The following is an 18,376-nucleotide window of genomic DNA, read 5'->3' as shown; positions in this document are numbered from 1 at the left end:
TACAATGTAGGAGGATCAGCATGGAAATCCAAATAAAAGACACTTTAATCTCACAAGAACAGCTGCAAGAAAAAGTAAAAGAGCTTGCACTGCAAATTGAACGTGATTTTGAAGGAGAAGAAATTTTTGTTATTGCTGTACTAAAAGGTTCTTTCATATTCGCAGCAGATTTAATTCGTCACATTAAAAACGATGTAACAATCGACTTTATCTCTGCATCTAGCTATGGAAACCAAACAACAACAACTGGAAAAGTAAAATTATTAAAAGATATCGATGTAAATATTACAGGTAAAAATGTAATTGTCGTAGAAGACATTATTGATTCTGGTTTAACACTTCATTTCTTAAAAGACCACTTCTTAATGCATAAACCAAAAGCGTTAAAATTCTGTACGCTTCTTGATAAGCCAGAACGCCGTAAAGTTGATTTAACAGCTGAATATGTTGGCTTTGTCATTCCAGATGAATTCATCGTCGGCTATGGCATTGACTGCGCTGAAAAATATCGCAACTTACCATACATCGCTTCTGTTGCAACAGATAAATAATACGATATCAGCGTTTTTTACATATATCGGCCATTCGCCAATATACGACAATAAAAAGTAGCTATGGCTCATACCAATAGCTACTTTTCTACTACTCCTCACTTACAATATTAAAATAAGAACGAACCGTTAAGAAGTAATATCCAATATAAATCACACTATATACTCCAATGTTCATTAATAGTGGAATTAAAATTTCAAATGGCAATAAGTTAGCCAACCCTTTTAGCGCAAATAAGCTATGCAAAATTCCAATGACTAATGGAATCGCAAAAATAAAACGAATTTGTTTTGCGATTGCCTTCTTCATCTCTTGCTTCGTTACCCCAATTTTCCGAAGAACAACATAGCGATCACGGTCTGCATTTGCTTCTGTTAATTGTTTAAAGTAAATGATAGAACCTGTTGCAAGTAAGAATACCAGTCCTAGGAAAGTACTGATGAACATCATCAGACCAGTTGCTTCCATTCCGCCTTTAAATCCTGTATAGAAATCTCTAAATGACGGTGCAGGTTCAGGCTCTCTCGGCATACTCTTTGTTAATTTTTCCGTTAATGCCTTACTATTCTTCTCATTTTTCACATTAATATTTTTAACAACTCTCGTTCCATTTACCTTTTTCGCTTGCTCGTATACGTCATCTGGAACAACAACAACTAATTCTCCTAAGTTCGTAACATTACGACCTTCAACACCTTTAATTGTTAATGCCTTCGTTTCATTTCCAAGAGGAAATACCGCTTTATTTCCTGTATATACAGTACTAAACTCATGTCCTTCAATATACGTACCATCCAATACGAACGCTTCTCCAGCGGTTAACCTTACCGTATCCATTTTGTTCGCAATTGTATTGAAGGCGGATTGTGACACAAGTTGATATTGCTCTGTCATCATATAATGAGCATTCATACTTATATCAGCTTTTTCACCTTCAAATTTCCCTTTCACCGGCACCATTTCAATTTCGAACTGCTCTTTAATTGGATTATGCTTCTTCTCTTCCTCAAAGATTGCATTCACTTTCTGTTCTAAAGCCTCATCCTTTTTCTCATAAGAGAAGCTATACGGTGTATAATCTTTCGCTTGTGTGAATGTGTTGTAATACATCGTGACAGATGTACCAACAGCTGTTAACGTTACTGCACTTAAAATAGCAATGGTTGCAAGCGATTTTGCATTTCCTTTAATGCGGTATAACAACTGAGATGTCGTTACCATATTCATTCCATTATAAAAGGATGGTTTATTATTTCTTGCACGTTTTAAAACGACAACTGTAAAGAACTTAAATAATAAATACGTACCAATTACGGTTGCAAATAGAATATAAAATGCGATCATCATGAAGTCTGCGTATTTAATAGCTTTCGTAAACATAAGTGATAAGAAATATCCAGAACCAATTAAGAATATAGCGATAAATGCCATAATAATAGACCCTTTTGGCATTTGTTCTCCTTCACGCTCAGCGCGGAATAGCTCAATAAGTTTAAATCGATAAATTAAACGATACCCTTGCAGCGATGTATACAAAATAATAACAAAAAACACAACTGCCGTATTCGTAATTGCTGCTAACGGCACTTCAAAATGAACATGTAAATCGAGTCCCATTAAGCTTACTAGTAATTCCAGAAATAGCTTAGACAGTAAACTACCAATCAGAATACCAATTACTAAGGACATTAATCCCATTAACATATTTTCATAAAACAGCATTCTCCCAATTTGGCGTTTCCGAATTCCTAATAAAGAATATAACCCAACTTCTTTTTTCGTTTACGTGTAAAGAAGCTATTGGAATAAATAATAAATACCGCTACGAAAATAATGAGCATTACACTAGAGACTTGGAATGCCCCGCTAATTTTCTTTGATCCTTCTGCCGCTTTTTCCATTTGTGTATTATATTGAAGTGCTGCAAAGGTAAAGTAAATGACGATACTAAAAATCATCGACATAAAATATAAAGCATAATCTTTAAAGTTTCGCTTTATATTGCGAAGGGCAATACTAGATAACGTCATCTACTATACCTCCAGAGATAATAGACATTACGTCTAGTACTTCTTGGAAAAATTGCTTCCGCGTTAATTCTCCTTTGTGCAGTTCTTTATATAACTCACCATCTTTAATGAAAATAACACGCTGACAATAACTTGCGGCAAATGCATCATGCGTGACCATTAAAATTGTCGATTGATTATATTCATTTAATGCTTTCAAGCTCTCTAATAAGTCAGTTGCAGACTTAGAATCTAACGCACCTGTTGGCTCATCTCCAAAGATCATACTTGGATTTGTAACAATAGCGCGAGAGGCTGCGCAGCGCTGCTTCTGTCCGCCAGATACTTGGTATGGATATTGATCTAAAATATGATCAATACCAAATTTTTTCGCAATTTCAAGAACACGGCGATCAATTTCACCTGCTTTTACTTTTGATAACGCAAGTGGAAGCGCAATATTTTCTTTCACTGTTAACGTATCTAATAAATTATAATCTTGGAAAATGAAACCTAAGTTATCGCGACGGAATAATGCTAATTTATCATCATTCATTTTCACAATATCATTTCCATCAATTAAAATTTCACCGCTTGTTGCGTTATCAATTGTAGAAAGAACATTTAATAACGTTGTTTTACCCGATCCAGACGGCCCCATAATTCCAACGAACTCGCCTTCTTTCACTTGTAAGTTAATTCCTTTTAACGCTTCGTATTTATTTCCACCGGTGTCATATATTTTTTGTATATTATTTGCTTCTAGCACTGTTTTCATTACGATATCCCTCACTTTACCTTATCTCATCATTACTGTTGCCACGATCGAACCCCTTACACAAACATGATTATTATATAAGTCGCAATATCTTCTATAAAAATTATATTAAAATGATTTTCTTAAGTATTTTGTTACTATAACACCGCCACTAATGCCACACTATCTATTTCTCTTACATAAACATTACATTTATGTAAGATTAGAAAAAAGCCACTCTTCTCAATGGAAGAGTGGCTTTTTCTATTTGACCATTTTCATAATATATAATAAATAGATTGCTGATATAAGGGCTGTATTATAAGCCTATCCTAAAAGAATTATTACACAATAATATTTTACCTATATATTAATATAAATATCTTTTCTTTGAAAAAGAACCTTCTTTTTATATTTTCATCTCTTTCTTATAAGCAAAATAAGAATATAGCATTGTAATTACCACTCCAGCTAAAACAGTAGTCAGTACAATATACGATTTCCAAGTAACAGGAGCAAAAATGCTTAAACACATGATAATGCCTAAAACACTAAATACTTTTCCGCTAAAACGATGGGTTTTACGCCATACTTCTTCATTGCTTAATGTCCACGGAGTACGAATCCCAACGAAGAAATTCGGTTTACACTGAGGTAAATAGTTACCAATCACTAAAAATAAAATACCAACAATCAATTCTGCAAAACGATTTATTCGTAAATCATAGCCTAATCCAGTCGCAATAATATCCATGTTCGCAATAAACAATACAACGAGGACACTATACGTGATCATTGTAAAACCTTTCGAGAATTTCTTATAATTCTCTTTCTTTGGATCAATCTTTGGAACAACATTGAGTAATATATAAGTTCCAACCATAACCCCAACCATCAACAACATTCCATTTAGTTTAGAAGAATAGCCATTTACGGTGCCGCTGCTACTCCAATGCGTAGCGATTGTATTCGGAAGGTGCGGCCAAGAAATAATCCAAGCTAATATTGTTATGCTAATAAGTATAATGGCAAAAATGTGTTTCTTCATTTCGTTTCTCCCCCTCTACCCGTAAACGTAAATACCCAAGTTAGTAAATCTTGAAAAACAGTCGTGTTTAATGAATACACCACAAACTGTCCCCTTTTTTCATCTTGAATGAGCTCTGCGTTTTTGAGCGCACTTAGGTGATGCGATATACTCGGCTTTGTCATATTAAAATGCTCTGCAATTTCTCCAGCAGTTAAATCTCCTTCTTTTAAGAGGTCTAAAATTTTGCGCCTTGTCGGATCTGCCAACGCTTTAAATGCTTGGTTCAATGTCCTTCTTCCTTTCGTTAATTAGACATTTAGATATTTATCTAAATATTAAATTCACTTCTCTAATTTGTCAATTTCATCCCCACTGTATAGTATAATAGGTATTTTTGACATAATGAAAACTGAGAAAACACATGTTACACTATACATACACAAAGTTAGAGGAGGAGTTTCCATATGTACAAAATTTTAATTGTAGAAGACGATCCTAATATTTCATCTTTACTACAATCCCACATTCAAAAATACGGTTACGAAGCAATTGTTGCTGATAACTTTGATGATATTATGATTTCATTTAACAATGCAAAACCACACCTTGTTTTATTAGATGTAAATTTACCGAAATTCGACGGCTTCTACTGGTGTCGTCAAATTCGCCATGAATCCACTTGCCCAATTGTTTTCATTTCAGCTCGCGCTGGTGAAATGGAGCAAATTATGGCGATTGAAAGCGGTGCGGATGATTATATTACAAAGCCATTCCACTATGATGTAGTAATGGCAAAAATTAAAGGACAATTACGCCGCATTTACGGTGACTATGCACCAAGTATGTCAGAACGTATCGTTGAAGTGGAAGGATTAAAACTATATCCTGAACGACCAGAGCTTCATTTTAGAAATGAGCAAGTATTACTAACAAAGAAAGAAGCAATTCTAGCAGAAATGCTCCTATCAAAATATCCTCGTACAGCAAACCGAGAAGATTTATTATCTGCACTTTGGGATGATGAAAGCTTTGTCGAAGAAAATACATTAAACGTAAATATTACGCGTCTTCGGAAAAAATTCACTGAACTTGGAATTGAAAATGCCATTGAAACAGTACGCGGCTTAGGCTATCGCTTTAACACAACTTGGAGTGAATAAATCATGAAGTTATTTTTACGTGATCATGTTGGTTTTTTACTTCTTTATATTGTAAACTTTGTCATCATCTTCGCTTTGTATGATGCCGTTGATGGATTTCAAAACAATAAATTCTATTTTATTGTGTTAAGTATGTATCTATTCATCTGCTTTCTTGCTTACCGCTACGTTCGGAATCGCAGGTTGTATAAAAGACTAAGTGAACCACCTGAAAAAATGGAAGATGCGTTCATCGAACGAGCAACTGCCCCTATGCCGCATAGCGTAAATGAACTTGTTCGTACACAATATCGTCTATTTCAGAAAGAATTGCAAACATATGAAGTCAAACAGCAAGAACATCAAATGTTTATTAATCAATGGGTTCATCAAATGAAAACGCCTGTTTCTGTTATGCAGCTGATGGCGCTTGAAATGGAAGACGAACATCTCATTCCGAAGTTTAAAAAAGAGCTAGAGAGATTAAATCAAGGACTGGATATGGCATTATATATGGCACGGTTAACGAACTTCCATGAAGATTTCCACGTGGAAACCATTTCATTAAAAGATGCGGTAACGAAAAATATAAATAACTTAAAAGAACTGTTTATTAGAAGCGGTGTCTTTCCTGTTCTAGAAGTACATTCTGATTTAATGGTTACTTCTGATGCGAAATGGTTAAAATTCATTATTTATCAATTAATGACAAATGCCGTGCGTTATTCAGGAGAAAGAGGAAAAAAGTATTCTTATCTGCTTTTCAAAGTGGAAAAGATATTGTTTTTGAAGTTCGGGATGAAGGTGTCGGTATTCCTGAAGAAGATATTCGCCGTGTGTTTGAACCGTTTTATACTGGAAAAAATGGACGAATTTTTGGAGAGTCTACTGGTATGGGGTTATATATTGTTAGCAAAATTTGTTCTTATTTAGGTCATTCTATAAAATTAGAATCTGAAGTTGGAAAAGGTACAAGTATCAAAATTATTTTCCATAACGCTGTAATAAACAAAACAGAAGAGTATGAAGGGTAATTCTCTTTTTCCATTCATTCGTTCACTATATATGCCATATGAAACTGTAATGAAAGATAAGCATAGTTAGAAAGGTGATTTACATATGGACGAAGTACTACATATTAAAAATGTATCGAAAGTATATGAGGGAAAAGTCCCTCATACCGCTTTAAAAAATATTAATTTACACGTGGATAAAGGCGAATTTGTTGCCATTATGGGCCCGTCGGGGAGCGGCAAGTCAACTTTATTAAATGTCATTTCGACAATTGCTTCTCCTACATCAGGAGAAGTATTTATTAATGGAAAACAGCCGCATACGTTTCGCAATGAAAAATTAGCTGTGTTTCGCCGGCAAGAGTTAGGATTTGTGTTTCAAAGCTTTAATTTATTAGATACGTTAACAATTGGTGAAAACATCATTCTGCCATTAACGTTAGATAATGTTCCACTTTCTGAAATGGATGAGAAGCTAGATACAATTTCAAACAAACTCGGAATCAATCACATTTTAAATAAACGAATTTTTGAAATTTCAGGAGGACAAGCACAGCGTACGGCAGTAGCCCGTGCTGTTATTCATCAGCCATCTTTATTGCTTGCTGATGAACCAACAGGAAACTTAGATTCTAAAGCAGCTATCGATGTAATGGAGTTATTTACGAAGTTAAATAAAGAGGAACAAGCTACTATTTTAATGGTGACACATGACCCATTTGCAGCTAGTTATTGCAGTCGCGTCATTTTTATTAAAGATGGTGAACTTTACAATGAACTGCACCGTGGTCTCCACCGTGAAAAGTTCTATCAAGAAATATTAGATGTATTAGCATTGCTAGGAGGAAGACGTGGATGAAGTTTTGGCAATTTGCTTTAAGAAATGTAGTCCGTAATTCAAGAGCTTATTTTGCTTATTTTTTAAGTAGTTCTTTTTCCATTACGGTCTTCTTTTCATTTGCTGTGTACCGATATCATCCACGCCTGCAAAATATACAAAACTACAAAGATACCGGACCTCTTATGAATTTAGTTGGCTTTACCCAAGTTGTAATTGTACTGTTTTCTTTTTTCTTTTTGTTGTACTCCATTGGAGCGTTTTTAAAAGTACGTAATAAGCAGTTTGGTGTTTTAACGATTTTAGGTATTTCAAACAAACAACTGAAACGACTTATTTTTTAGAAAATATGCTGATTGGATTGCTTTCTATTTTTGTAGGCATTCAAGTTGGCCTTGTGTTTTCTAACTTTTTCTTATTAATCACCTCAAAGATCTCAGGTGTTAACGGCCTTTATTTATATTGGCCATCAGAAGCAATTTGGACAACTGTAACGACATTTCTCATACTTTTTATTATTGTATCAGTCTTTACACCTGCTTTAATTCGAACACGGAAAGTAACTCGTCTTCTAAAAGGAGGAATTCGTACAAAGAAGGAAAAACTGCCTTCCATTGTCATTTCAATTTTTAGTTTACTGTGTTTACTTTCAGGTTATATTTTTGCGGCTTATCCACAAAGTTATATAACAGAAGAAAGCTTAACAAATGGAGTTGGTGTACTCATTATCTTAGCCATTATTCCTCTTGTTATAGTTGGAACATACTTTCTATTCTCACAAGCTAGCTTCCTTTTCATTTGGATATTAAAAAAGCGACGACGCTTTTATATGAAAAAAACAAATATGCTTTGGATATCCGATTTGGCATCACGAGTTCGTGTCAATATTAATATGCTTTTCATTGTAACAGTGTTATCTGCAGTTGCTTTTACCACTATTACAACATTATACGCTCTTAATAAACACACAAAGGCTTCTATAATTGAATCATTTCCTTTTCCATTTACTTACGCATCTTACGAAGGGAATCCATTTGAAACGAAGCATATTACAACGCTAGAAAATGAATTAATGACAGACAAATTTACATATCAAAAGCATAAATCAGTTGTATATAAAGATATGGCAGCTAACGAAGATATTTGGATTATGAAACAAAGCGACTATAATATTCTTGCTAAATTTCTAAATCGTTCTCAAATTCAACTAGCTAACAACGAAACATATGTTATTCCAAAATATTCGCCTGTAACATTAGAATTGTTAACAAATCCTTTTCTTAAGCAAGAAAATATTACGTTACAATCTAATAAAAAACAATTTCGTATAAAAGAAATAGCAAATAAGCCAATTATACCGCAACATGCTTGGGTATATCTTATCGTACTGTCGGATGAGGCTGTAAACAACGAAATTCCACACCTCGAACCAATTACACTTTATAATTTCCAAGTGGATAATTGGGAAAATACGCTTCCGCTTACAAAGCGCATATTGCATATGACCGATGCCGATGCACATAGTTTACTTCCAAATCCAGATCAGCAAACGAAGCATGACCAGAAAAGTTTCTTTCATATTTATACTGCCAGCGATGAATTATATGCAGAAAAGCGATGGAATGTTGCTTACCTCTTCACTGGTACATTTCTTGGAATTATTTTCTTTATCGGAGCAGGAAGCGTTCTGTACTTCCGTATGTATACTGATTTAACGAGAGAAGCAGAAAAATATAAGACGATTACAAAAATTGGATTAACAAAGTCTGAAATGATATGTTCGGCAACAATTCAATTAGCCATACTATTTTTCGTTCCTTATATTATTGCTTCTATTCATACAATATTTGCAATTAAATTTATACAGAGTACACTCTCTTTCTCTTTAACAAAAGAAGCTATGTTAGTATTAAGCCTCTTTGGAATAGTCGAAGTCATTTCCTTTTTCCTAATTCGCTCATTTTACATTCAAAAGTTATCACAGCATATTAAACTGTGAATAAAATAGCCTTGTGCAGAGCACAAGGCTATTTTCAATAGTTTTTAACTTATTAGCAGCCAAAACCACCATAACCACCATAGCCAAAGCCGCCGCCGTAGCCACCGCCGTAGCCACCGCCACCGCCACAGAAGCAGGCAGCACCAATGATGATTAATAAAATAAACAATACGATTACAAGCGCAAAGCCATTGCCATGATGACGAAACCCATGCCCATGTCCAGATTCACAACTTTCACTCATTGCTCTTTTCCTCCTTTAATAAAAGTCCTTTTCATTTGTGGGATCCTTTCAATTGGATTCCATTTATCCTATGTTTTGAACGGGAATAAGAGCTTGTTCTTTTCAAAATCAGGCTTGTTTCCAAACGAGATTGATTTTCTAATCTATCCTGCATAAAGTGAAACTTCCATCAGTGCTTTTTTCATCCCCCACCTATCTATCTTACCCACTTTTAAGGCGAGGGTCTTACTGCCCGCGAATAGCGGGATAAAATGCAAAAAAGCTAATCATCTACTTATATCCTGTAAATGATTAGCTTTTACTCTTTTAAAAGGCAATATATTTATTCTTTTTTTAATTGTTTCAACAGCTCTTTAATTTCCGCTAATTCGCTTTCTATATTGTGTAAGCGGCTTTGCATATTATCAATCTCTTGCTCTGCTTTATAATTGATCGCAAAGTCAATAACAGATTCATGTTTGTCACGTGCAGCTTGACGGTTTTGGCTCATCATAATAACGGGTGCTTGAAATGCCGCTATAAAAGATAAACATAAGTTCAATAAAATAAACGGCGGGGCATCAAAGTGTGCTCCTTTTGTAAAAGGCAGGCCATTCCAAATAATCCATCCAGCAAGAAAACATGCAAACCAGATGATGAATCGCCAGCTACCTCCAAACTGTGCAATTTTATCAGCTATTCGGTCTGCCCACTTTGTTCGTTGTGTGTATTCACTATCAAGCTGGTGAAGTATTTCTGACTCGTAGCGATCTACAAGTCGGTCAATACGTGTTAAGCTTTCTTGGTTTAAGTCAATATCAAAACCTTGGATTTGTGCAGCTTCTTTTTTGTCCTTTAATTTGCTTCCAGATTTTTTGTACCATTGTACAAACCTCCTCTCTTATAGAGGAAGTCATCTTTCCAAAGTTTATATGAAGCGGTAACTATTTTTACACAGTAACCCGCTTCGGATATTCAGTTGTATGACTTCCTCTGACGTCGGGGCTATGTCCGACTCTCCTATACTCGGATTACTCATAAAACAGTTCCACCTCACTTTTTTCTCAAAATCCTTTATCATTATATGCTATCGTATTCCTTATGACTATGCGATTGTTGAGAAAACACACTTTATTATCTTACATTTTGATATAAAAAATTTATGTGACTAGCATTTCATTATCATAACCCAAATCATAAGTGGCTTATATACTTCAATCTTGCTTTGTATGAGTACCCTTATCATTGAATAAATGAAACATATATTGATGATAATCTGTTATTAAGGTACTTAACTTCTCTATATGCTTATCTTTTAGATGTCTACCTAATTTCCAAGGTACTTTTTCTTTATATTGGGGGGCCTCCGTAAAATCTGCTTGCTGTAGTTCTTTAAACGGCAGATTATCTTTGTTCATTATTAAAATTCTCCTTTATCATGAAATTTAAATGAACAAATTCCAATGTTACTGTATCCAAAAACAGTTCAGTTCACACCTTTTATAATAGTTTTTAATAGGGTACTTATATGATTTTTCTCTTTTACTAAGATATTCTCATTTGAAAAGTGAAATCCCTTTGGTATATCATATGCCTGTATGTTTTACATAGTTATCGAAAGTAAATGAAAAGGCTCATTCCTTACGTACAAAGGAGAGCCTTTTTCTCTTTCAAAATCTTCATATCCGCTGCGCAAACAACCTGCCTTCTCGTAAAATATGACGCTTCAGTTCGCTATTCGACAATGTATTCAAATGAACTGCATCTACTTTCCCTGCTCCGTCCAGCTCTTCCATCAATTGAAACCAAAGCCACTGAAACTCACCTACTGAAATATGTGTTGTCTCAATTGCTATATCATAATCTGAAGAAGATGTTGCTTCTTTTCTTGCATGAGATCCGAAGATGTACGCCACTTTCACAAATGGTGTGTCTAATAAACGCGTTTGTATATGACGCAGCTCCTTTTCATGCTTTTGCATATGTTCACCTCTCACATACAATGCATTGTTTCGTTATCTCTTCTAGTCTTGCCCGGTTTATGTCATAACCAAACCCTGCTTGCTGCGGAATAACAATTTTTCCATTTTGCAGCGTTACTTCCGGTGAAATAATATCTTGCTCCCAATGCCTGTTCGAAGCTGAAATATCGCCTGGAATTGTAAAGTTTGGAAGAGATGCTAACGCAATATTTTGTGCACGTGAAATTCCCATTTCTACCATGCCCCCGCACCAAACTGGAATACCATGCTGCTGACAATAATCATGAATACGAATGGACTCTGTTAATCCGCCAACTCGTCCAGGTTTTATGTTAATAATACGGCAGCTCCCAAGTGTAATCGCTACCCTTGCATCTTCTAAGCAATGAATGCTTTCATCTAAACAAATCGGTGTTTCCATTTGCTTTTGCAAACGGGCATGATCAAGAAAATCGTTATCTGCTAGCGGCTGTTCGATCATCATTAAATCAAACTCATCCAATCGTTGGAGCTGCTTCATATCATCTAACGTATACGCAGAATTCGCATCTACCATTAATGGAATAGTAGGAAACGCTCTTCGTATTTCATGAAGCAACGCATAATCATTATCTGGTTTGATTTTCACTTTAAAACGTTTATAGCCTTCTTCTGCATACGTTTCAATACGTTTTAACATGTTGGGAACTGTATCAAGGCCAATGACAACACCAACTTCAATTTCTCGTTTTACACCGCCAAGCAGCTCAGCAAGTGATTGATTCTCACGCTTTGCATATAAATCCCATAATGCACCCTCTATTCCTGCCTTCGCCATATTATTACGTTTTATATGCTGAAAAAGAGATGCGACATCAGCAGGGTGCGAAAGCTTCTGTTCAAATAACACTGGCAACAAAAAGTCTTGCAGCATATGAAATGCTGTTACAACTGTTTCTTCTGTATACCATGGCTCAGAAAAAGCAACCACTTCTCCCCATCCGCTTCGTCCTTCTTCATCTATTAATTCAATTACAATACTTTCACGCTTTTCATACGTCCCGTAACTTGCAGCAAATGGAATAACGAGCGGCATTTCTGTTAGGTAAAGTATTGCTTTTGTAATACGCATTTACATTTCCTCCGCCAGCTGCCGTAGTTCACGGCGCAATAATTTTTTTGAAGCATTGCGCGGCAACTCAGAAAGAAAATAAATCGCTTTTGGCACTTTATACCGCGCTAGTTTATCTTCACAAAAAGCGAGTAGTTCTTCCGCTGGTACCTCTTCTGATTTCACAACGAATGCGACAGGAACTTGTCCCCATCTTTCATCATTTGCTCCAACTACTCCCGCTTCCGAAACAACTGGATGTGCAAGCAATACTTCTTCAATTTGCGCCGGATATATGTTCTCTCCGCCAGAAATAATTAAATCACTGCGGCGATCTAACACATAAAGAAAGCCACCTTCATCTAAATAGCCAATATCTCCAGTATGCAGCCATCCGTCTTGAATACTCTCTCTCGTCGCCTCTTCACGCTTAAAATAACCACCCGTTACATTCGGTCCCTTCACAACAATTTCCCCGGCAGTTCCTACCGCAGCTTCCCTTCCATCTTGTTCAATGCGAAGCTGACACGGAAATAATGGTTTTCCGGCCGAACCAACTTTCGTTAGCATATAATCAGCAGCCAATGTGCAAATTTGCGAAGATGTTTCTGTCATACCGTACGTCTGATACACTGGAATTCCTTTTGCAACGCACGTTTCTAACAACGGCCTTGGAGCTGGTCCTCCGCCAAGTAATACGCAGCGAAGAGACATTGGATAAGTATCTTCTTGCAACCTTTCTAATAAATCCGTCAGCATTTTAGATACGACTGAAATCATCGTTACGCCTCTCGTTTGCAGCGCTTCATGAATAAAATCCGGATCATACTTCGGAACAAGTAACACCCTCATACCGTACATAATATTCTTCATTAAAAGTGATAACCCGCCCACATGGAAACACGGCAAACACGCTAACCAGCAATCATCCTCACGAAGTCCTAAATTCAAAGAAGAACCAACTGCACTCCACCAATGATTCCCGTACGTAAGCATAACGCCTTTTGGCTTTCCTGTTGTACCTGACGTATAAATAATTGTCATTGTATCTTCTAAAACAAACTCATTCTGCACAGTTGCTTTTTGTTTTGGCAATGCCGTAAGTTCTGTAAATAAGTATACCGGTACTCGCTCTGCCTCGAAATCTTCATCCGTAAGCAAACAAGAAACTTCTGCATCCTCCATTTGCCAAAGTAGCTCTTCTCTTGAAAGACGTGTATTCAGCAAGACGGCTACTGCACCCATATAAGAAAGCGCATGAATCGTTATTACCATCTCCATACTATTTTTCATCAGAACAGCCACTTTTGTACCTTTTTGCACTTGTAAATAAGCAAGATGTTCACAAAGTGAAAGAACTTCTTCATGAAGCTGCAAAAACGTATGTGTACTTTCTTTCGTTTCAATCGCGGTACGCTCCGGTGTTAAAAAAGCTCTTTGCATAAGCCAATTTGGCATTCTCTCCATATCATATTCTCCCTTCACAGAATAGAAGACTAACATAACTTCTTTTACTTCTGACCTATTTCTTTACTTGTAACTAGTGTTGCCTTATTTCCATCTTATCTATCTCTTGCTTTTATATCAAATAGGAACTCTTTGTCTGTTTCATATGCTGCAACAAATTATTCTACATTATTTTTTTGAATAGCAAACGATTGCTCAGTACATAAAGAGAAACTTCCATCTGAATCTTGAGTTGGAAGTCTTACTGACAGTTAATGTGGGATACATGTAAAAAAATTGTCGAAAAAAGAAAAAAATTCAGTTTTTTTGTTGTTATCTTTTAATTTTACTGTTATTATAAATAATAATCATATAGATGTTGGGAATGTTGCTCCTTTAATAAACTGAATTTTCAGACTCCAATACCGGCATTGTGTGATTGTAAGCTCCCTCCCCTTTTTATTTTATGCCCGACAAAAAGAACCTTTTTAAGGTTCTTTTTGTAATTAGATTAAAAAAGCAAATTTTAAAATGATTTCTATTCATGAAATAAAACTACCACCAGCGAGGTTTTTTCATCTCCCCACCTATCTCTTTATCAGTTCTATTTGCGTACATGTTTTCATTTTAATAATCTATTTCGCGGTACTTATAATTGGTATCCATACCTCTTCTTTTGCGTTTACATCGTCCGGACGATAATGATCATCCATAACTTCAAAATGTTCCCTTACGTCTAAACTATAATTGGAATTTGGTAACCATTCTTGAAAAATATACTGGAAAGTGCTCATATCAGATGCCGTTCCTTGATGGATGAAAACAGCATATAAGCCGCCTGTTAAAGTATGCGTGGACAATTCCGAAAAAGCCTCCGTTTCAAAATCTTCAACTTCAACAGCAGCCCACTTTTCATAAGCATAGTTTATATCATTCATATTTAAAGGCGTATTTAATACCTTTACAGAAAGAAAACAAGAGTTACTTCTATGAGTGATACGATTTCTTAATGGCATAAATGTTTTCCATATTTCTCTTGTAACTTCGGGATCTGTGGCAAAAGTTGTTTCTCTCTTAATCCCAACAATTTTTTTTGCTGGAATGCTTACTATTTTAGGTTCCATTCTTTTATTTCCTCCCCCAATTCATATTCAACATGAATCACTTCAGTTTAAATTCGAAATTCTATATATGATATTCATAAAGTAGTTTTATATTTTTCCAATTAAAACGAATACCAGTACTCAACCACCTGTACTTCCCATATAAATAATTGAAATACACTATGTATAGAGGTGAGATTATGAATTCTTCTTCGTTTTACTCTATTGTGATCATAGTTGCTGCGTTGGTCTTATGGCGTAGAACTATGGCAATGTGTCGTCCGATTAAAGGAAACGGAGCCCGTCTTCTCTTACCCATATTATTTCTACTATTACCTAGTGTTTTCATAATCCTGAATCCAAATGTACATGCCGCTGCCTGGGAATGGATTTGTGCAGCTATCTTTGGGTTCCTTTTGTCAATTCCACTTATTTGGACCACTAACTATGAAATCCGATCCGATCAGCATATTTATGCTGTAAGAAACAAGAGCTTTGCCATTACCTTTCTCATCGTATTTATTATTCGATTTTTACTTCGTGATTATTTAAAATGGCTAGGTCCAGAGACAGAAGCAGCACTATTTATAACTGTAGCGCTGGGATATATCTTACCTTGGAGGATTATTTCTTTCATCAAATTTCGTCAACTATACAAAAGTCGAATCCGAACTAACGACAACATTGACTTCCGATAATACTGATTATGTGAATGGAAGGTCCCTTCAGTTCTTCTAAAGGGACTTTTAAAGGTTTTGTGATCCATTGGTTTTATGTTAACAAAAGGTGTTTTCATGTATAGAAAACACCTTTTCAATCTACAACTATTTTTTAACAGAATACTAGAACCATCTTCTCTACTTTACATTTACTTGAACGGAATCGAGAGAATATCCCGAATAGCCTCCACCGCTTCATCCACATTCTGCACTTTTATAGTGAGCCTACGCTCCTCTGGATAGTGTTTCGCCGTATGTTCATAAAGAGGATCATAGTAATGTTCGAGCAACAGTTGCACCGCTGAATCAAAATTACCTGATTGTAAATCATTGTTAATCTTTGTTGCGGCCGGTGTGTGAATACGTCTTTTGATTTTTTGGAAAGCCTCAATGCATTCCTCTTGATGCTCCCAAGGAGAATAATCCTCCAAAATGTGTCGGACTCGTTCTTCTACAGGCATATCAATAAATAATTGTATTCCCTGTTCTTTTCTCTCAAAAATACAATCGGGGATCATTACTTTCCCGACTCGCTTGCTCTCCGCTTCAACTAACATATATGGAGCTTGCTGTATATGAAGGACCTCTTGAACAAGAAGAGATTCGAACGTTTTCTGATTGTACGGTTCAAGTCCAATCTGCCCGAAGATGGAACCTCTATGGTTAGCCATCCCCTCCAAATCAAGAATAGGGTATCCTTCCTTTTTCAGACGTCGTAGAATAGTAGTCTTACCTGACCCTGTATAACCGTTCAAAACATAAGTTTTCTGCTTGAGCTCTAGATGATCAAGAGTTTCAACAACCCACTTGCGATAAGCGCGAATGCCTCCCTGTAGACGATAAACATGAATTCCCATTAAATCTAAAACGGTGGCTGTCGTCCCGCTGCGCATGCCCCCACGCCAGCAAAATACAGCCTTTTGTGCATCAATTTGGCCAAACTCCTTAACGAAAGCCGGCAACTTCGCTGAAACAATTTCAAGACCACGTTCTTTAGCTGCTTGAAAGCTAACTTGTTTGTAAATCGTTCCAATTTCAGCTCTTTCTTCATCATTAAACAGCGGAATATTTAAGCTGCCAGGAATTGTAGCATCCTTATATTCCGAAGGTGACCGAACATCGACCAGCACAAGCTCCTTTTTATCATGCAAAGCTAATAACTTATCAATAGTGATATCTTGGAACACTGATCCTTCCGCCTTTCTACAATATAGATTGCTTATATAACAACAATTTGACCCGGATGATCTTCTGTCACTTCACCGATTATGCAAGCTTCCACGCCAGCCTTCCGCAGATCCGCCAGAAGCAATTCCGCCTCTTCCCCAGTCACAGACATTAAAAGTCCGCCAGATGTAACCGCATCACACAAAATCCATTGGTCAATTTGATCCATCGTCTCTGGAAAACTCACCGCTCCTTGCAAATGAACAAAATTATTTTTCGTTCCTCCAGGAATCACGCCCGCTTCTGCAAGCTCTCTCACTCGCGGCAAGACAGGTACCTGATCTTTAACAATGCGCAGTCCCATACCACTACCCTTAGCCATTTCCGATGCATGTCCAAGCAAACCGAACCCAGTAACATCAGTACAAGCATGTACATTGTAAGACTCCATCGTTTCCGCCGCCGTTTTATTCAGCGTTGTCATTACCTGCGTGACGCGGGCAATTTCTTCATCATTCAATAGATTACGCTTAATAGAAGACGTCAAAATACCGACACCAATTGGTTTCGTCAAAATCAGTTTGTCCCCGTGCTTCGCCCCCGCATTCGTCCGTACTTTATTCGGATGAACGATTCCAGTTACAGCAAGCCCGAATTTCGGCTCCTTATCATCGATTGAATGACCGCCGACAAGCGTCGCTCCCGCTTCTTTAAGCTTATCACCAGCACCGCGTAAAATATCCGCCAAAATCTGCTTATCCAATGTCGTAATCGGAAAAGCAACAATATTAAGCGCAGTCAGCGGCTTCCCGCCCATCGCATATATATCACTAATGGCATTAGCTGCCGCCACCTGTCCGAACGAATACGGATCATCCACAATTGGCGTAAAGAAATCAACAGTTTGTACAATCGCCAAATCATCATTAAGGCGGTATACCCCCGCATCGTCACTTGTATCAAGCCCCACAAGCAAGTCAGGATTTGGCATTGCTGGAGGAAGTGTACGAATCACCTGCGCTAAATCTGCTGGACCAATTTTACAGCCACAGCCTCCTTTAGATGATAGTGAAGTAAGTTTAACTACATTAGATTTTGTCATGAGATACCAACCCTTCTCCTTAAGGTTTTATATATATTCATTATAGAACACGGTGCTGTAAATACATAATTATTGATATACAAGCATAAAAAATTCACTTTATGCTGCGGTCTGCCGATTCGCTTGCACTCCTACTAGAAATTACTTTCTTAGACCTGATTACAGTATACTCTCCATTAATTGTGTATCTTGTTTTATGGTAGTCGA

The 18,376-nt window shown here is 36.5% G+C and carries 16 protein-coding genes and 3 pseudogenes; 6 read left to right on the top strand and 13 right to left on the bottom strand.

The features are described from left to right. Nucleotides 1–20 precede the first annotated feature (20 nt). A complete protein-coding gene (gene hpt, locus ACEWFJ_RS04610) occupies nucleotides 21–551 on the top strand; it encodes a hypoxanthine phosphoribosyltransferase (RefSeq protein WP_473690689.1) in 531 nt (176 codons plus the stop codon). A 91-nt stretch (nucleotides 552–642) separates the two neighbouring features. Here the strand turns inward: hpt and ACEWFJ_RS04605 are convergent. The 4 genes and pseudogenes from ACEWFJ_RS04605 to ACEWFJ_RS04590 form a co-directional block, all read right to left on the bottom strand. Next, nucleotides 643–2,582 (bottom strand): annotated as a pseudogene (locus tag ACEWFJ_RS04605) (ABC transporter permease). Continuing rightward, nucleotides 2,569–3,339 carry an ABC transporter ATP-binding protein gene (locus ACEWFJ_RS04600; protein ID WP_473690687.1) on the bottom strand — a complete coding sequence of 257 codons (771 nt, stop codon included), beginning with the start codon at nucleotides 3,337–3,339 and terminating at the stop codon, nucleotides 2,569–2,571. The pseudogene ACEWFJ_RS04605 and the gene ACEWFJ_RS04600 overlap by 14 nt, the downstream one beginning before the upstream one ends. Before the next feature lie 388 nt (nucleotides 3,340–3,727). Beyond that, entirely contained in the window at nucleotides 3,728–4,366 is a 639-nt protein-coding gene (locus ACEWFJ_RS04595; RefSeq protein WP_473690685.1) for an SdpI family protein, read from the bottom strand. Next, nucleotides 4,363–4,635: an autorepressor SdpR family transcription factor gene (locus ACEWFJ_RS04590; protein WP_154710781.1), complete on the bottom strand. Its 273-nt coding sequence runs from the start codon at nucleotides 4,633–4,635 to the stop codon at nucleotides 4,363–4,365. Before ACEWFJ_RS04590 ends, ACEWFJ_RS04595 begins: the two co-directional genes overlap by 4 nt. Nucleotides 4,636–4,812: 177 nt before the next feature. Between ACEWFJ_RS04590 and ACEWFJ_RS04585 the strand changes: the two genes are divergently transcribed. The 4 genes and pseudogenes from ACEWFJ_RS04585 (at nucleotide 4,813) to ACEWFJ_RS04570 (ending at nucleotide 9,337) form a co-directional block, all read left to right on the top strand. Then, entirely contained in the window at nucleotides 4,813–5,508 is a 696-nt protein-coding gene (locus tag ACEWFJ_RS04585; protein WP_473690683.1) for a response regulator transcription factor, read from the top strand. A gap of 3 nt (nucleotides 5,509–5,511) precedes the next feature. Further along, nucleotides 5,512–6,521: pseudogene (locus ACEWFJ_RS04580) on the top strand (sensor histidine kinase). 85 nt (nucleotides 6,522–6,606) lie between these two features. Beyond that, on the top strand, nucleotides 6,607–7,359 hold the full coding sequence (locus tag ACEWFJ_RS04575; protein ID WP_473690681.1) for an ABC transporter ATP-binding protein: 753 nt from the start codon (nucleotides 6,607–6,609) through the stop codon (nucleotides 7,357–7,359). Further along, nucleotides 7,356–9,337, top strand: a pseudogene (locus ACEWFJ_RS04570) (FtsX-like permease family protein). The gene ACEWFJ_RS04575 and the pseudogene ACEWFJ_RS04570 overlap by 4 nt, the downstream one beginning before the upstream one ends. Nucleotides 9,338–9,389: 52 nt before the next feature. Here ACEWFJ_RS04570 and ACEWFJ_RS04565 read toward each other — a convergent pair. The 7 genes from ACEWFJ_RS04565 to ACEWFJ_RS04535 form a co-directional block, all read right to left on the bottom strand. Further along, complete coding sequence (locus ACEWFJ_RS04565; RefSeq protein ID WP_473690679.1) at nucleotides 9,390–9,581, bottom strand: YjcZ family sporulation protein; 192 nt, start codon at nucleotides 9,579–9,581, stop codon at nucleotides 9,390–9,392. Between the two features lie 322 nt (nucleotides 9,582–9,903). Continuing rightward, a complete protein-coding gene (locus tag ACEWFJ_RS04560; protein ID WP_473692347.1) occupies nucleotides 9,904–10,182 on the bottom strand; it encodes a DUF1003 domain-containing protein in 279 nt (92 codons plus the stop codon). 592 nt (nucleotides 10,183–10,774) lie between these two features. Beyond that, nucleotides 10,775–10,978, bottom strand: coding sequence for a hypothetical protein (locus tag ACEWFJ_RS04555; RefSeq protein WP_473690677.1), 204 nt, complete (start codon nucleotides 10,976–10,978; stop codon nucleotides 10,775–10,777). 261 nt (nucleotides 10,979–11,239) lie between these two features. Continuing rightward, entirely contained in the window at nucleotides 11,240–11,542 is a 303-nt protein-coding gene (locus tag ACEWFJ_RS04550; RefSeq protein WP_473690675.1) for a nucleotidyltransferase family protein, read from the bottom strand. Nucleotides 11,543–11,546: 4 nt separating this feature from the next. Then, nucleotides 11,547–12,653 carry an o-succinylbenzoate synthase gene (gene menC / locus ACEWFJ_RS04545; RefSeq protein WP_473690673.1) on the bottom strand — a complete coding sequence of 369 codons (1,107 nt, stop codon included), beginning with the start codon at nucleotides 12,651–12,653 and terminating at the stop codon, nucleotides 11,547–11,549. After that, nucleotides 12,654–14,099 (bottom strand): o-succinylbenzoate--CoA ligase, encoded by a 1,446-nt coding sequence (locus tag ACEWFJ_RS04540; RefSeq protein WP_473690671.1) that lies wholly within the window; start codon nucleotides 14,097–14,099, stop codon nucleotides 12,654–12,656. A 614-nt stretch (nucleotides 14,100–14,713) separates the two neighbouring features. Further along, entirely contained in the window at nucleotides 14,714–15,202 is a 489-nt protein-coding gene (locus ACEWFJ_RS04535; RefSeq protein ID WP_473690669.1) for a GyrI-like domain-containing protein, read from the bottom strand. A 179-nt stretch (nucleotides 15,203–15,381) separates the two neighbouring features. On the opposite strand from ACEWFJ_RS04535, the gene ACEWFJ_RS04530 reads away from it, so the two are divergent. Beyond that, nucleotides 15,382–15,879 (top strand): CcdC protein domain-containing protein, encoded by a 498-nt coding sequence (locus ACEWFJ_RS04530; RefSeq protein WP_473690667.1) that lies wholly within the window; start codon nucleotides 15,382–15,384, stop codon nucleotides 15,877–15,879. Nucleotides 15,880–16,049: 170 nt separating this feature from the next. Here ACEWFJ_RS04530 and mnmH read toward each other — a convergent pair whose 3' ends face one another. Further along, a complete protein-coding gene (mnmH, locus tag ACEWFJ_RS04525; RefSeq protein ID WP_473690665.1) occupies nucleotides 16,050–17,087 on the bottom strand; it encodes a tRNA 2-selenouridine(34) synthase MnmH in 1,038 nt (345 codons plus the stop codon). Nucleotides 17,088–17,119: 32 nt separating this feature from the next. After that, complete coding sequence (gene selD / locus ACEWFJ_RS04520; protein WP_473690663.1) at nucleotides 17,120–18,169, bottom strand: selenide, water dikinase SelD; 1,050 nt, start codon at nucleotides 18,167–18,169, stop codon at nucleotides 17,120–17,122. Nucleotides 18,170–18,376: the final 207 nt, after the last annotated feature.

This window comes from Bacillus sp. EA-CB0995 (assembly GCF_055814245.1).
This window is presented reverse-complemented; position numbering and strand designations above follow the sequence as displayed.

Coding starts and splice junctions, on each gene's coding strand:
- ACEWFJ_RS04595 (WP_473690685.1), bottom strand. CDS start 4,366: ATGAAGAAACACATTTTTGCCATTATACTTATTAGCATAACAATATTA.
- ACEWFJ_RS04575 (WP_473690681.1), top strand. CDS start 6,607: ATGGACGAAGTACTACATATTAAAAATGTATCGAAAGTATATGAGGGA.
- ACEWFJ_RS04555 (WP_473690677.1), bottom strand. CDS start 10,978: ATGAACAAAGATAATCTGCCGTTTAAAGAACTACAGCAAGCAGATTTT.
- ACEWFJ_RS04530 (WP_473690667.1), top strand. CDS start 15,382: ATGAATTCTTCTTCGTTTTACTCTATTGTGATCATAGTTGCTGCGTTG.
- ACEWFJ_RS04600 (WP_473690687.1), bottom strand. CDS start 3,339: ATGAAAACAGTGCTAGAAGCAAATAATATACAAAAAATATATGACACC.
- menC (WP_473690673.1), bottom strand. CDS start 12,653: ATGCGTATTACAAAAGCAATACTTTACCTAACAGAAATGCCGCTCGTT.
- ACEWFJ_RS04550 (WP_473690675.1), bottom strand. CDS start 11,542: ATGCAAAAGCATGAAAAGGAGCTGCGTCATATACAAACGCGTTTATTA.
- hpt (WP_473690689.1), top strand. CDS start 21: ATGGAAATCCAAATAAAAGACACTTTAATCTCACAAGAACAGCTGCAA.
- ACEWFJ_RS04565 (WP_473690679.1), bottom strand. CDS start 9,581: ATGAGTGAAAGTTGTGAATCTGGACATGGGCATGGGTTTCGTCATCAT.
- ACEWFJ_RS04585 (WP_473690683.1), top strand. CDS start 4,813: ATGTACAAAATTTTAATTGTAGAAGACGATCCTAATATTTCATCTTTA.
- ACEWFJ_RS04535 (WP_473690669.1), bottom strand. CDS start 15,202: ATGGAACCTAAAATAGTAAGCATTCCAGCAAAAAAAATTGTTGGGATT.
- ACEWFJ_RS04540 (WP_473690671.1), bottom strand. CDS start 14,099: ATGGAGAGAATGCCAAATTGGCTTATGCAAAGAGCTTTTTTAACACCG.
- selD (WP_473690663.1), bottom strand. CDS start 18,169: ATGACAAAATCTAATGTAGTTAAACTTACTTCACTATCATCTAAAGGA.